Source organism: Pseudomonas phenolilytica, assembly GCF_021432765.1.
Lineage (GTDB): Bacteria > Pseudomonadota > Gammaproteobacteria > Pseudomonadales > Pseudomonadaceae > Stutzerimonas > Stutzerimonas phenolilytica.
Genome location: NZ_CP058908.1, coordinates 3435002 through 3450191 on the forward strand (window position 1 = coordinate 3435002; position 15190 = coordinate 3450191).

The window sequence follows — 15190 nt, forward strand, 5'->3', positions numbered from 1 at the left end:
GCCGCGCATCTTAGACTTTTGTCCAACCGTGGTCATCCAGGATGATCAACGTCAAGACTGCAAACCCACTCGCCAGCCCACGCGCCGCGCGCTCGGGAGCATCGCGGGCAGCATATGTCCGGACGCCGGAAGCCAAGCGGCGCGCGGCACTCGACTTAACTTTACAGGCCCGTTCCAGTAGAATCGGCCCGCCGTTTTCGGCGCCTACTCCACACGAAGCTGTTTTCAAAGCGTCACGAGCACAGTTGGTCCGGTCACACGCCGGGTGGGCAGACCCTCATTACTGCCGACCCGGCCACCTCAGCCGGCGTAAAACTTTGAAAACAGCTTCCGGACGCGCGTCCCGAAACTCCCAAGGGACCAATGATGAGGGTAAAACTGTGCTTGAAGCCTATCGCAAACACGTAGAAGAGCGTGCCGCCCAGGGCGTCGTGCCCCAGCCGCTGAACGCCGAACAGACCGCAGGCCTGATCGAGCTGCTGAAGAACCCGCCGGCTGGCGAAGAAGAATTCCTGCTTGACCTGATCACCAACCGCGTTCCTGCGGGCGTCGACGAAGCCGCCTACGTCAAGGCCGGCTTCCTGTCCGCCATCGCCAAGGGTGAAGCCACTTCCCCGCTGATCGGCAAGCAGCGCGCAGTCGAGCTGCTGGGCACCATGCAGGGCGGCTACAACATCGCCACCCTGGTCGAGCTGCTGGACAACCCCGAGCTGGCGAACGTCACCGCCGAACAGCTGAAGCACACCCTGCTGATGTTCGACGCCTTCCACGACGTCGCCGAGCGCGCCAAGAAGGGCAATGCCGCCGCTCAAGCCGTGCTGCAGTCCTGGGCCGAAGGCGAGTGGTTCCAGAACCGCCCGGCCCTGGCTGAAAAGATCACCCTGTCCGTGTTCAAGGTCACCGGCGAAACCAACACCGACGACCTGTCCCCGGCTCCGGATGCCTGGTCGCGCCCGGACATCCCGCTGCACGCCCTGGCCATGCTGAAGATGGCCCGCGACGGCATCAACCCGGACGTTCCTGGCTCGGTCGGCCCCATCAAGCAGATGGAAGCATTGAAGGCCAAGGGTTTCCCGGTTGCCTACGTCGGCGACGTGGTCGGCACCGGTTCGTCCCGCAAGTCCGCCACCAACTCCGTGCTGTGGTTCTTCGGTGACGACATCCCGAACGTGCCGAACAAGCGCGCCGGTGGTTTCTGCTTCGGCACCAAGATCGCCCCGATCTTCTACAACACCATGGAAGACGCCGGCGCCCTGCCGATCGAATTCGACTGCACCAACCTGGCCATGGGCGACGTCATCGACGTGTACCCGTACAAGGGTGAAGTGCGTCGTCACGACAGCAACGAGCTGGTCACCACCTTCCAGCTGAAGACCGACGTGCTGCTGGACGAAGTCCGCGCCGGCGGCCGTATCCCGCTGATCATTGGCCGCGGCCTGACCGAGAAGGCCCGCGCCGAGCTGGGTCTGGCTCCGTCCACCCTGTTCAAGAAGCCGGAAGCGCCGGCTGACAGCGGCAAGGGCTTCACCCTTGCCCAAAAGATGGTCGGCCGCGCCTGCGGTCTGCCGGAAGGCCAGGGCGTGCGCCCGGGCACCTACTGCGAACCGAAGATGACCACCGTCGGTTCCCAGGACACCACCGGCCCGATGACCCGCGACGAGCTGAAGGACCTTGCTTGCCTGGGCTTCTCCGCCGACCTGGTGATGCAGTCCTTCTGCCACACCGCCGCCTATCCGAAGCCCATCGACGTCAATACCCACCACACCCTGCCGGACTTCATCATGAACCGTGGCGGTGTGTCCCTGCGTCCGGGCGACGGCATCATCCACAGCTGGCTGAACCGCATGCTGCTGCCGGATACCGTCGGCACCGGTGGCGACTCGCACACCCGTTTTCCGATCGGCATCTCGTTCCCGGCCGGCTCCGGTCTGGTGGCCTTCGCCGCCGCCACCGGCGTCATGCCGCTGGACATGCCGGAGTCCGTGCTGGTGCGCTTCAAGGGCAAGATGCAGCCCGGCATCACCCTGCGTGACCTGGTGCATGCCATCCCCTACTATGCCATTCAGCAGGGCCTGCTGACTGTCGAGAAGAAGGGCAAGAAGAACATCTTCTCCGGCCGCATCCTGGAAATCGAAGGTCTGACCGGCCTGACCGTCGAACAAGCCTTCGAACTGTCCGACGCCTCCGCCGAGCGCTCGGCTGCCGGTTGCACCATCAAGCTGCCGGAAGACTCGATCGCCGAGTACCTGAAGTCCAACATCACCCTGCTGCGCTGGATGATCGGCGAAGGCTACGGCGATGCTCGCACCCTGGAGCGTCGCGCCCAGGCGATGGAAGCCTGGCTGGCCAAGCCGCAACTGCTGGAAGCCGACAAGGACGCCGAATACGCGGCCGTGATCGAGATCGATCTGGCCGAGATCAAGGAGCCGGTCCTGTGTGCCCCGAACGACCCGGACGACGCACGCCTGCTGTCCACCGTTCAAGGCCGCAAGATCGATGAAGTGTTCATCGGTTCCTGCATGACCAACATCGGTCACTTCCGCGCCGCCGGCAAGCTGCTGGACAAGGTCAAGGGTGGCATTCCGACCCGTCTGTGGCTGGCTCCGCCGACCAAGATGGACGCCCACCAGCTCACCGAAGAAGGCTACTACGGCATCTACGGCAAGGCTGGCGCGCGCATGGAAATGCCGGGCTGCTCGCTGTGCATGGGTAACCAGGCCCGCGTGCAGACCGGTTCGACCGTGGTTTCCACCTCGACCCGTAACTTCCCGAACCGTCTGGGCGATGCCACCGACGTATTCCTGGCTTCCGCCGAACTGGCAGCGGTCGCTTCGATTCTCGGCAAGCTGCCGACCGTCGAGGAATACATGGCTTATGCGAAGGACATCGACAGCATGGCTGCCGACGTCTACCGCTACCTGAGCTTCGACCAGATCGCCGAGTTCCGTGAGGCTGCGGAAAAAGCGAAGATCCAAGTCGTCGAAGTCTGACGCCGTGAAATAGAAAAACCCCGCTTCGGCGGGGTTTTTTTTGCTTAGCGAAACTCCCGTTGCGGACGAAAAACTTGGCACGAATCGCCAGGAAGGCCCACCGAGCCTGCCGCTATAGGAATCAAGCACAAAAAAACCGATGCCAGAAGTCTGGCATCGGTTTTTTTTGGAGCTAAAGCCGACAAAGAGAGGGTCTACCCCAGAGCCGGCTTTACCGGGAAACTCAGCTTACTTAACCTGAGCTTCCACTTCGGCCTCAACACGACGGTTGATCTGACGGCCCGCATCGGTAGCGTTGTCTGCAACCGGACGAGACTCACCATAACCCACCGAATTCACACGACCGCCTTCAACGCCGTACTGGTTGACCAGAACGTCACGAACCGCTTCAGCGCGACGCTCGGAGAGGCGCTGGTTGTACTGGTCGGTACCTACGGAGTCGGTGTGCCCCTCAACAGTGGTGCTGGTCTGCGGATACTGTTGCATGAAGTCAGCCAGGTTCTTGATATCGCCATAGCTTTCTTCACGGACGCGCGACTTGTCGAAGTCGAACTTCACATCCAGTTCGACACGCACCACTTCCGGAGCCGGTTCCGGCTCGGTGTCGACGATCGGAGCCGGTGCCGGTTCCGGGGTCGGCTCGACAGCCGCAACCTGACGCGCACCACCGCCGAAGTTCAGACCAACACCCACGCCAGCCATCCACTCGGAGTCGCCGCGATCGATGTTGTGCATGCCGTCCACGCTCGCCTTGGCGAACAGGTTTTCGGTGAAGTAGTACTTCAGGCCAGCACCGATGTTGGCGTAGGTGCTGTGATCACGACCGCTGCGAGCGGCCTGGCCGATGCTCTGGTGAGCCACACCAGCGGATACGTACGGGCGTAGACCAACGCCCGGCGCGCCGAAGTGGTACGCCGCATCCAGCGAGGTCAGGCTGCCCTTGATGTTCTTGTGGCTGCCGTTGACCGGATCGTCGGAGGTAACGTCGTGGTATTCGCCGTAGGACAGGCCCAGCGAGACGTCATCGGTCAGGAAATAGCTGGCGCCGGCGCCGTACAGTTCGCCCTCGTCTTCGAAGCCGCGCGAGCTATCGGAGAAATAGTGCTTACCGAATGCTTCGACCTCGACAGCCCCCTGGCCCTGGGCCAACGCGCCGAACGAAGTAGCGGCTACCATCGAGCCAATGACAACGCCCAAGGTATTCTTAAGTTTCATCCGTAAATCCCCATCTGGTGGTTAGAGTCAGAACAATCTAAGGAGACCGGCTGTCTTGTGCCCAAGCTGTTCGCTACGCATGAGACAACCATTTCCCGTTAAGTTTCGATTGGTTCGGAAAAATTTTCTCTAAGTTTATCCAATGCACGCTTGTAGCGCATCTTCGTTGCACTTAATCCCATGTGCATTATGTCGGCGATTTCCTGAAATTCCAGTTCTGCGACAAATCGCAGCACCAGTATTTCCCGATCGATAGGATTGACATGTACTAGCCATCGATCAAGACCACCCTTCTCCTCGACGCGAGGAGCTTTCTCTTCGGAGGCTTCTTCGAGCGGATCGAGGCTAAGCGCATCGAGCAGGCGACGCTTGCGACGCTCTTTGCGATATTGGGTAATGCACTCATTATAGGTAATGCTATATAGCCAGGTCTTGAACTTCGATTTTCCTTCAAAGTTCTTCAAGCCATACAAAACCTTGAGCATGACCTCCTGACAAACATCGTCGGCATCGCGATCATTGCCCAAGTAACGAGCACAGACATTGAACAGGGTGCGCTGATAACGACGCATCAACTCCTCATATGCCCGAGTTATATGAAACAACTCGACACGGGCATACTGCACCAACTCTTCGTCGCTGAGTTGGCGAGGATCGTAGCGCGGGATGGTCGATTGGGTTTTAGTCAAGACGCTTCGAGCCAGCAATCAGGTCGCGGCCGCCTGTCAGGGAAACCAAAAAAAGGCGCCGCATTCTACCAGAAAAGCGCCGTCAGCGGCTGCCTACCCGCCGCTCCAGCAAAACCCGGTTGGCTACGGAAACGAGCTCGCCATCGCTGCACAACAGTAGCGTTTTGACGGTGCCAATCTCCTCGATCTGTCCTTCGACATCCTCAAGGGAGACATGTTGTCCGACCTCGTAAAGCTCGCGCACGTAGATCCCGGCAAGGATCTGGCTGACGAGCTCACGACTACCGAGCCCGAACGCCAAGGCCACTGCCAGCCCTACCGAGATCAGCACGATGGCGATGACGTAGTTCAACAGTTCCGTTTTGATTTCCAGCTGCCCGATCGACACGGAAATAGCGATGATGATGACCAGTCCCTGCGCAATGCGAGCCAGCCCGTTGGCGTAATCGATACCAACGCTCTCTGCCGCACCTCGGACCACGCCACTGAATAGCTGAGCCAAAAGCACACCGGCAATGAGTATCAGGGCCGCACCAAAGACCTTGGGAACATAGAGCGCCAAGACGTCCAGCGTGGCTGACACCCGCTCCAGCCCAAGGGACTCGGCTGCCGAGACGAGGAAAATCAGCAGGACGAACCAATAGACCACCTTGCCGATCAGCACCGAGACTGGAACCCGAATTCCGGCACGCCCCAGCAACTTCGTCAGACCGGTGCCGGCCATCAGCCGATCCAGCCCCAGCTTCGCGAGCACCTTCGACAACAAGGTATCCAGCAGCTTGGCCACCACGAAGCCGAGCAGTACGACTACGAGCGCGCCAAACAGGCGCGGAATGAATGCCGCTACGGAAGCCCAGAGCGAGCTCATCGCGGACAGCAAACTCTGAGTCCAGGGATCGAATTCCATGATCAGTCGGCCTTATCGAACGAACGGTTGGATGAATGACGACGGGAAACAGGTGCAACGTGGCCCGCCCCACTGTTGACCGCTATCAGCAAGCCCTGCAGCCAATGCCCCATGAGACCGAAGAGGTCCCCAACGCCAACTTGACGGTTCGCGGTCTTGAGCACTCGGTCAAGGCGCTCAGCCTCATCTGGTGCCGATGGCTTGTTGAGCAGATCACGCAGTGATTCTTCAAAGGGATCGTGCATGTGTACCTCGCTGAACATGTCCGCTAGACGGCCTGTGGCTGACTTCGAGTCACATTCAGATCCAGCGCAAGCGGCGAAAAATCCACCACTGAAACAATGCGATGAGGCCGATCAGCAGACAGGCAATAGCGAAACCATACGGGCTTTGTGCCCCCGGAATCCCGCCTACATTGACGCCCAAAAGACCAGTCAGAAACGTCATCGGCAGGAAAAAGCCGGTGATGATACCGAAAATGTACATGGTCCGGTTCATTCGCTCGCTGAGCCGGCGCCGCTCGGACTCAAGCACCATATCGATTCGCTCACGCACCAGGTCCAGCTCTTCGAGGTAGCGGATCAGTCGGTTGCTCAATTCGTTCCAGTAGTCAGCGTCGTCCTCTACGAACCAGCTCAGGCGATTGCGAGTGAGCTGGGCATATATCTCGCGCTGGGGCAGCAGGAACCGTCTCAGACCTGCCGCCCGGCGGCGCAATGAAAGCATGCTGTCGTGCTCTGGACCATAGTGCTCGTCGAGCTCCAGACGCTCCTCTTCCTGATCGACGCGCTCGGTCAACTGCACCACGAGATCATCCACCCGATCGGTCATCGAATCCGCCAGATAGACCAGTATCTCGGACGCCGTCTTCGGCCCTTTGCCCTCCATGAGCAGACGAATGACTGCCTCGGTCGAACGTAAGGGTCGCAAGCGCAGCGAGATGACACGTCGCGCATCGGCAAACACGCGCAGCGAAATCATGTCTTCCGGGGCGGAGTCGGGATTGAGGTTCACGCCTCGTAGGAAAAGCAGAAGCTCCTCGTTCGGCAACGACAGCACGCGTGGCCGGGTATTTTCTTCCAGCAGCACATCACACGCGAAGTCGTTGAGACCGCTCTGACCGCGTAACCAGGCCTGGGCGGCGGGATGGCTACGATCCCAATGCAGCCAGAGGCTTTGCACGTCGCTCAGCTGCAGATCGCGCAGATCCGCGTAGGCGATGGCGCGCGCGCCTCCCTGCCCATCCAGCACGAAAGCATGAACCAGCCCCCACTGCTGCGTGTCGCTCAACTGCATCAACGCCCCCTCATATATGAAAAGCCCGGCATCGCCGGGCTTGGTATCACGGTGCTTCAGTGCGAGTGCGATGGATCACTCCGGCATTTTCAGCGCCTCAGGCGAGACGATGATGCCGTTATTGTCCGCATAGACATACTCGCCAGGGCGGAACGTGACGCCGCAAAAGGTCACCGGCACGTTGAGATCGCCTATGCCGCGCTTGTCTGTTTTCATCGGATGACTGGCCAGCGCCTGAACGCCGAGATCGGTCTGAGCGATCACATCAACATCGCGCACGCAACCATAGACAACGATCCCTTCCCAGCCATTGCGCGACGCTTTCTCAGCCAGCATGTCACCGAGCAGCGCGCGGCGCAGCGAGCCGCCTCCATCGACAACCAGCACCTTGCCATGGCCATCCGTATCGACCTGATCCTTGACCAGAGAGTTGTCCTCAAAGCATTTGACGGTGACGATCTGACCACCGAACGAATCGCGGCCGCCAAAATTGCTGAAAATCGGCTCGACCACCTGTACCAGCTCCGGGTACGCGTCGCACAGATCGGGAGTGACGTATTGCATGGAAAGCTCCTTTGCTTGGAAATTCGTGGGCATCGCCTAGCCATTTCACCCACTCCGCCAATCGGCTGGTATCGATGCGCGCCGCGACATGTTAGCCGCAGGGCGCGATCAACGAAATGCCGAGCCGAAGCCACGGAAGCCAAATACGCGACAGGGCGGAAATTCCGCCCTGTCGTCATGCTTCAAACCGCAATTCAGGCCTGCGCGTCAGCCAGGAAGAACCAGGTGTCGAGTACCGAATCCGGGTTCAGCGATACGCTCTCGATGCCCTGCTCCATCAGCCAGCGCGCCAGGTCCGGATGATCCGAAGGCCCCTGACCACAAATGCCGATGTACTTGCCAGCCTTGTTGCACGCCTGGATGGCATTGGCCAGCAGCTTCTTGACCGCCGGATTACGCTCGTCGAACAGGTGCGCGATGATGCCCGAATCACGGTCCAGGCCGAGCGTCAGCTGGGTCATGTCGTTGGAACCAATCGAGAAGCCATCGAAGTACTCGAGGAACTCGTCGGCCAGCAGCGCGTTGGACGGCAGCTCACACATCATGATCACACGCAGACCATTTTCGCCACGCTTGAGGCCGTACTGGGCCAGCAGATCGATCACCTGCGAGGCCTCGCCAAGCGTACGCACGAAGGGGACCATCAGCTCGACGTTGGTCAGCCCCATAACGTCGCGAACCTTGCGCATGGCGCGGCACTCCAGCTCGAAGCAGTCGCGGAACGAATCGCTGATGTAGCGCGACGCGCCGCGGAAGCCGAGCATCGGGTTCTCTTCTTCCGGCTCGTAGAGCTTGCCGCCGATCAGGTTGGCGTACTCGTTGGACTTGAAGTCCGACAGACGCACGATGACCTTTTTCGGCCAGAACGCTGCGGCCAGCGTGCTGACGCCTTCGACGAGCTTCTCGACGTAGAAGTTGACCGGATCGTCGTAGCCGGCGATGCGCTTCTCGACGCTGCTCTTTACGTCAGCCGGCAGCCCGTCGAAATTCAGCAGTGCCTTGGGATGCACGCCGATCATCCGGTTGATAATGAATTCGAGGCGCGCCAAGCCGACGCCCTCGTTGGGCAGGTGGGCGAAATCGAAGGCGCGGTCCGGGTTGCCGACGTTCATCATGATCTTGAACGGCAGTTCCGGCATCGCATCAATGGAGTTCTGGCGGATATCGAAGCCCAGCTCGCCATCGAAGATCAGGCCGGTGTCACCTTCGGCGCAGGACACGGTCACGCGCTGGCCGTCCTGCAACAGCTCGGTGGCGTTGCCGCAGCCGACAACCGCCGGGATGCCCAGTTCGCGGGCAATGATCGCCGCATGGCAGGTACGCCCACCACGGTTGGTGACGATGGCGCTGGCGCGCTTCATCACCGGCTCCCAATCGGGGTCGGTCATGTCGGAAACCAGCACATCGCCCGGCTGGACCTTGTCCATCTCGCTGACGTCGTGGATGACCTTGACCGGGCCGGCGCCGATGCGCTGGCCGATGGCGCGGCCTTCGACCAGCACGGTGCCCTTTTCCTTCAGCAGGTAACGTTCCATGACGTTGGCGCTGCTGCGGCTCTTCACGGTTTCCGGACGGGCCTGGACGATGTACAGCTTGCCGTCGTCACCGTCCTTGGCCCACTCGATGTCCATCGGGCGGCCATAGTGCTTTTCGATGATCAGAGCCTGCTTGGCGAGGTTGGTAACTTCTTCGTCGGTCAGACAGAAGCGCGCGCGATCAGCAGCGTCGACTTCGACGGTCTTGACCGACTTGCCGGCCCTGGCTTCGTCGCCGTAGACCATCTTGATTGCCTTGCTGCCCAGATTGCGACGCAGGATCGCCGGGCGCCCGGCCTCTAGCGTCTGCTTGTGCACGTAGAACTCGTCAGGGTTGACCGCGCCCTGCACGACAGTCTCGCCCAGACCATAGGCGCCGGTGATGAACACCACGTCGCGAAAGCCCGATTCGGTATCGAGGGTGAACATGACGCCGGCGGTGCCGGTTTCCGAACGAACCATGCGCTGTACGCCGGCAGACAGGGCAACCAGCTTGTGGTCAAAGCCCTGGTGCACGCGGTAGGCAATGGCGCGGTCATTGAACAACGAAGCGAAGACTTCCTTGGCCGCGCGGATCACGTTGTCCACACCGCGAATGTTCAGGAAGGTTTCCTGCTGGCCTGCAAAGGATGCATCCGGCAGGTCTTCGGCCGTCGCCGATGAACGCACGGCGACGGCCATGTTGTCGTTACCGCCGGACATCTCGGCGAATGCCCTGCGAATGTCCGCATCCAGCTGCGCTGGGAACTCGGCGTCCATCACCCACTGGCGAATCTGTGCGCCGGCCTTGGCCAGCGCATTGACATCGTCGACATCGAGTGCATCGAGAAGGGCATGGATCTGATCGTTCAGACCGCTCAGCTCGAGAAAATCGCGATAGGCCTGAGCCGTGGTGGCGAAACCGCCCGGTACGGAAACACCGGCGCCGGCGAGGTTGCTGATCATCTCGCCCAGGGAGGCGTTCTTGCCCCCTACACGCTCAACATCGTGGTTGCCGAGCTTATCGAGGGAAACTACGTACTCTACCAAGGTGAACTCTCCGTTAGGTGTTGGAACTCAACCGGAGCCCTGCCGCATGGCTGTGGCCTGACCCTGCAAAATAAGTAACAATGCCCGCCAACCGGGCTCGGCGAAGGGCCCACTATAGCTGGGAACCGTTCTCGACTTAAGGCCGAAGGTACATGAAACGAACCGCTTTCTTCATTTCCGATGGCACCGGGATCACGGCGGAAACCCTGGGCCAAAGCCTCCTGGCGCAATTCGAGAACATCTCTTTCACCAAGCTCACCCGCCCGTACATCGACAGCGCGGAAAAAGCCCGGGCAATGGTACAGCAAATCAACAATGCCGCGGACAGGGACGGCGCCCGCCCGATCATCTTCGACACACTGGTCAACCAGGAAATCCGCGACATCCTCGCCGAATCCAACGGTTTCATGATCGACATCTTTTCCTCGTTCCTGGCTCCACTGGAACACGAACTCATGTCGCGCTCCTCCTACTCCGTCGGCAAATCCCATTCCATCAGCCACAACACCAACTACATGGAGCGGATCGACGCGGTCAACTTTGCACTCGACAACGATGATGGCGCACGCACTCGTCATTACGACAAGGCCGACCTGATTCTCGTCGGCGTTTCACGCTGTGGCAAAACGCCAACCTGTCTGTACATGGCCATGCAGTATGGCATCCGCGCCGCCAACTACCCGCTGACAGAGGACGACATGGAGCGACTGCAACTGCCCTCCTCGCTCAAGCCGTACAAGGACAAGCTGTTCGGCCTGACCATCGACCCCGACCGCCTGGCCGCCATCCGTAACGAACGCAAGCCCAACAGCCGTTATGCCAGCTTCGCTCAGTGCGAATTTGAAGTCCGCGAGGTAGAAAACCTGTTCCGCCGCGAGAACATCAACTACATCAACTCGACGCATTTCTCCGTCGAGGAGATCTCCGCCAAGATCCTGGTGGAAAAAGGCGTGGAGCGTCGGCTCAAATAAGTGCCGCTTCGCTAGACAACAAAAAGTCCGCTTGGTGCGGACTTTTTGCATTTACCGTGCAGAAAACCTCTGCGCACCCGCGACTCAGAACGCGTCGCCCGGTACGCGGACCCAGCCTTCCATCAGGATGCGCGCGCTGCGACTCATGATGGCTTTGGTCACTGTCCAACGACCGTCGACCTGCTTGGCTTCAGCGCCGACTCGTAACGTGCCGGACGGATGGCCGAAGCGTACTGCCTGGCGTTCACCGCCACCGGCGGCGAGGTTCACCAGCGTGCCTGGCACGGCCGCGGCAGTGCCGATGGCGACCGCGCAGGTGCCCATCATGGCGTGGTGCAGCTTACCCATCGACAGCGCCCGCACCAGCAAGTCGACCTCACCCGCGTCGATGGTCTTGCCGCTGGACGCCTTGTAGCCCTTGGGTTTGCTCACGAAGGCGATTTTCGGGGTGTGCTGACGGGTCAACGCTTCTTCCGCCGTCTTGATCAACCCCATGCGCAGCGCGCCAGCGACACGAATGGCCTCGAACCGCGCCAGCGCTTCGGCGTCGCCATTGATGTCCTCCCTCAGCTCGGTGCCCTGGTAGCCGATGTCCTCGGCATTGACGAACACGGTGGGAATGCCGGCGCTGATCATGGTGGCCTTCAGCGTGCCGATGCTGGGGACTTGCAAGTCGTCGATCAGGTTGCCGGTGGGAAACATCGAGCCGCCCTCCTCGCCGTCGTCGGACGGGTCGAGAAACTCCAGCACGATCTCCGCTGCCGGGAACGTCACGCCGTCCAGCTCGAAGTCACCGGTTTCCTGCACCTGCCCGTTGCTGATCGGTACATGGGCGATGATGGTTTTCTGAATATTGGCCTGCCAGATGCGCACTACGCAGGTGCCGTCTTGCGGAATACGTGCCGGATCGACCAGCCCGGCATGGATCGCGAAAGCGCCCGCGCCGGTAGAGAGGTTGCCGCAGTTGCCGCTCCAGTCGAGGAACGGCTTGTCGATGGAAACCTGGCCATAGAGGTAATCGACGTCGTGATCGGGCTGGCTGCTCTTCGAGAGAATCACGCACTTGCTGGTGCTGGAAGTCGCTCCGCCCATGCCATCGATATGCGCGGCATAGGGGTCGGGACTGCCGATCACCCGCATGAACAGCCTGTCGCGGGCCTCGCCAGGCACCTGACAGCGCTCGGGCAGGTCCTGCAGGCGAAAGAACACACCCTTGCTGGTGCCGCCACGCATGTAGGTAGCGGGAATCTTAATCTGAGGTTGATGAGCCATGAGAGCATCCTGGCTGGAGAGTGAATGGATCGTAGGGTGGATCGCGCCTCGCCGAACCATCGAGGGACCGGAACGGTGGATGGAGAAACGCCATCCACCCTACGAAATCAGGCGGCCGAGCCTTTCAGGAAATCCTGGGCGAAGCGCTGCAGCACGCCGCCGGCCTGGTACACGCTGACTTCGGCGGCGGTGTCGAGGCGGCAGGTCACCGGCACCTTGGTCACTTCGCCGCTCCTGCGACGGATGACCAGCGTCAGGTCGCAGCGCGGCGACAGTTCGCCCTCGATGTCGTAGGTCTCGGTACCGTCCAGGCCCAGGGTCAGACGGGTGGTACCCGGCTTGAACTCGACCGGAAGCACGCCCATGCCGACCAGGTTGGTACGGTGGATGCGTTCGAAGCCTTCGGCCACGATCACTTCCACGCCGGCCAGGCGCACGCCCTTGGCCGCCCAGTCGCGCGAAGAGCCCTGGCCGTAGTCGGCGCCGGCGACGATGATCAGGTTCTGCTTGCGGTTCATGTAGGTTTCGATGGCTTCCCACATGCGCATGACTTGGCCTTCCGGCTCGACACGCGCCAGCGACCCCTTCTGCACCTTGCCGTCGACCACGCACATCTCGTTGACCAGCTGCGGGTTGGCGAAGGTGGCGCGCTGGGCGGTCAGGTGATCGCCACGGTGGGTGGCGTAGGAGTTGAAGTCCTCCTCCGGCAGGCCCATCTTGGCCAGGTACTCGCCGGCCGCAGAGCTGGCCAGAATGGCGTTGGAAGGCGACAGGTGGTCGGTGGTGATGTTGTCCGGCAGGATCGCCAGCGGACGCATGCCCTTCAGCGTACGCTCGCCGGCCAGCGCGCCTTCCCAGTACGGCGGCCGGCGGATGTAGGTGGACATCGGACGCCAGTCATACAGCGGGCTCTTGGCCTCCTCGATGCTGCCCAGGTCGAACATCGGGATGTACACCTGCTTGAACTGCTCCGGCTTCACCGAGGCGGCGACGATGGCGTCGATTTCCTCGTCGGACGGCCACAGGTCCTTCAGGGTGATCGGGTTGCCGTTCTTGTCGGTGCCCAGCGCGTCCTGCTCGATGTCGAAGCGCACGGTACCGGCGAGGGCGTAGGCGACCACCAGCGGCGGCGAGGCCAGGAAGGCCTGCTTGGCGTACGGATGGATACGGCCGTCGAAGTTGCGGTTGCCGCTCAATACGGCAGTGGCGTACAGGTCGCGGTCGATGATTTCCTGCTGGATCTTCGGATCCAGCGCACCGGACATGCCGTTGCAGGTGGTGCAGGCGTAGCCGACGATGCCGAAGCCGAGCTTCTCCAGCTCCGGCAGCAGGCCGGCGTCTTCCAGGTACAGCTTGGCGACCTTAGAGCCCGGGGCAAAAGAGGTCTTGACCCACGGTTTGCGCAGCAGGCCCAGTGCGTTGGCCTTCTTCGCCAGCAGACCGGCGGCGACCACGTTGCGCGGGTTGGAGGTGTTGGTGCAGCTGGTAATGGCGGCGATGATTACCGCGCCGTCCGGCAGCAGGCCTTCGGCTTCCTCGGCGCGGGCGGCGGCCAGCTTGGCCTCGTCGGCGATGCCGCGCTCGTGCAGGGCCGAGGTCGGCAGACGGCGATGCGGGTTGCTCGGGCCCGCCATGTTGCGCACCACGCCGGACAGGTCGAACTCGAGCACGCGCTCGTACTCGACGCCGGTCAGCGCGGAGGCCCACAGGCCGGTGGTCTTGGCGTACTGCTCGACCAGCGCGACCTGCTCCGGCTCGCGGCCGGTCAGCTTGAGGTAATCGAGGGTCTGACCGTCGATGTAGAACATCGCCGCGGTGGCGCCGTATTCCGGGCACATGTTGGAGATGGTCGCACGGTCGCCGATAGACAGGCTGTCGGCGCCCTCGCCGAAGAACTCGACGTAGGCACCCACCACGCGCTCCTTGCGCAGGAACTCGGTCAGCGCCAGGACGATGTCGGTGGCGGTGATGCCGGGCTGACGCTTGCCGGTCAGCTTGACGCCGACGATGTCGGGCAGGCGCATCATCGACGGATGGCCGAGCATTACGGTCTCGGCTTCCAGGCCGCCGACGCCGATGGCGATCACGCCCAGGGCGTCGACGTGCGGGGTGTGCGAGTCGGTACCGACGCAGGTATCCGGGAAGGCCACGCCGTCGCGCGCCTGAATGACCGGTGACATCTTCTCCAGGTTGATCTGGTGCATGATGCCGTTGCCGGCCGGGATCACGTCGACGTTCTTGAATGCGGTCTTGGTCCACTCGATGAAGTGGAAACGGTCTTCGTTGCGGCGATCCTCGATGGCGCGGTTCTTGTCGAACGCATCGGGATCGAACCCAGGTGCCTCGACTGCCAGCGAGTGGTCGACGATCAGCTGGGTCGGCACCACCGGGTTGACCTTGGCCGGATCGCCACCCTGCTCGGCGATCGCATCGCGCAGACCGGCCAGATCGACCAGTGCGGTCTGGCCGAGGATGTCATGGCAGACCACGCGGGCCGGGTACCAGGGGAAGTCCAGGTCACGCTTACGCTCGATGATCTGCTTGAGCGAGTCGGTCAGCATGGCCGGATCGCAGCGACGCACCAGCTGTTCGGCCAGTACGCGCGAGGTGTAGGGCAGCGTGTCGTAGGCGCCCGGCTTGATGTCTTCGATCGCCGCGCGGACGTCGAAGTAATCCAGCTGGGTGCCTGGCAGGTGTTTGCGATAGTCGGTGTTCATGCCGT

At 61.5% G+C, this 15190-nt stretch carries 11 protein-coding genes; 2 read left to right on the forward strand and 9 right to left on the reverse strand.

What is annotated here, in order from left to right:
* Window positions 1-380: 380 nt before the first annotated feature.
* Entirely contained in the window at window positions 381-2990 is a 2610-nt protein-coding gene (gene acnB, locus HU825_RS16325) for a bifunctional aconitate hydratase 2/2-methylisocitrate dehydratase (RefSeq protein ID WP_054093190.1), read from the forward strand.
* Between the two features lie 228 nt (window positions 2991-3218).
* Here the strand turns inward: acnB and HU825_RS16330 are convergent, their stop codons facing one another.
* From HU825_RS16330 to ppsA, 7 genes are all read right to left on the reverse strand, one after another.
* Window positions 3219-4205, reverse strand: coding sequence for an OmpA family protein (locus HU825_RS16330; protein ID WP_054093191.1), 987 nt, complete (start codon window positions 4203-4205; stop codon window positions 3219-3221).
* Between the two features lie 98 nt (window positions 4206-4303).
* The gene (sigX, locus tag HU825_RS16335; RefSeq protein ID WP_008570187.1) at window positions 4304-4894 is read right to left on the reverse strand and encodes an RNA polymerase sigma factor SigX; all 591 of its coding nucleotides are present in this window, start codon (window positions 4892-4894) and stop codon (window positions 4304-4306) included.
* Between the two features lie 82 nt (window positions 4895-4976).
* Window positions 4977-5801: a mechanosensitive ion channel family protein gene (locus HU825_RS16340; RefSeq protein WP_054093192.1), complete on the reverse strand. Its 825-nt coding sequence runs from the start codon at window positions 5799-5801 to the stop codon at window positions 4977-4979.
* 2 nt (window positions 5802-5803) lie between these two features.
* Window positions 5804-6046: a CrfX protein gene (locus tag HU825_RS16345; protein ID WP_077683196.1), complete on the reverse strand. Its 243-nt coding sequence runs from the start codon at window positions 6044-6046 to the stop codon at window positions 5804-5806.
* Between the two features lie 55 nt (window positions 6047-6101).
* Window positions 6102-7097: a zinc transporter ZntB gene (locus HU825_RS16350; protein WP_156714839.1), complete on the reverse strand. Its 996-nt coding sequence runs from the start codon at window positions 7095-7097 to the stop codon at window positions 6102-6104.
* Window positions 7098-7172: 75 nt separating this feature from the next.
* Window positions 7173-7661, reverse strand: a complete 489-nt coding sequence (gene rraA / locus HU825_RS16355) for a ribonuclease E activity regulator RraA (RefSeq protein WP_043297096.1) — start codon at window positions 7659-7661, stop codon at window positions 7173-7175.
* A gap of 194 nt (window positions 7662-7855) precedes the next feature.
* Window positions 7856-10225 (reverse strand): phosphoenolpyruvate synthase, encoded by a 2370-nt coding sequence (gene ppsA / locus HU825_RS16360; protein WP_054093196.1) that lies wholly within the window; start codon window positions 10223-10225, stop codon window positions 7856-7858.
* A 152-nt stretch (window positions 10226-10377) separates the two neighbouring features.
* Here ppsA and ppsR point away from each other — a divergent pair, with 152 nt between their 5' ends.
* A complete protein-coding gene (ppsR, locus tag HU825_RS16365; RefSeq protein ID WP_043297098.1) occupies window positions 10378-11196 on the forward strand; it encodes a posphoenolpyruvate synthetase regulatory kinase/phosphorylase PpsR in 819 nt (272 codons plus the stop codon).
* Between the two features lie 84 nt (window positions 11197-11280).
* On the opposite strand, the gene prpF is transcribed toward ppsR, so the two are convergent.
* Together prpF and acnD are read right to left on the reverse strand one after the other, a co-directional pair.
* Window positions 11281-12468, reverse strand: a complete 1188-nt coding sequence (gene prpF, locus HU825_RS16370; RefSeq protein WP_234302478.1) for a 2-methylaconitate cis-trans isomerase PrpF — start codon at window positions 12466-12468, stop codon at window positions 11281-11283.
* A gap of 107 nt (window positions 12469-12575) precedes the next feature.
* Complete coding sequence (acnD, locus tag HU825_RS16375) at window positions 12576-15185, reverse strand: Fe/S-dependent 2-methylisocitrate dehydratase AcnD (protein WP_234302479.1); 2610 nt, start codon at window positions 15183-15185, stop codon at window positions 12576-12578.
* Window positions 15186-15190 lie beyond the last annotated feature (5 nt).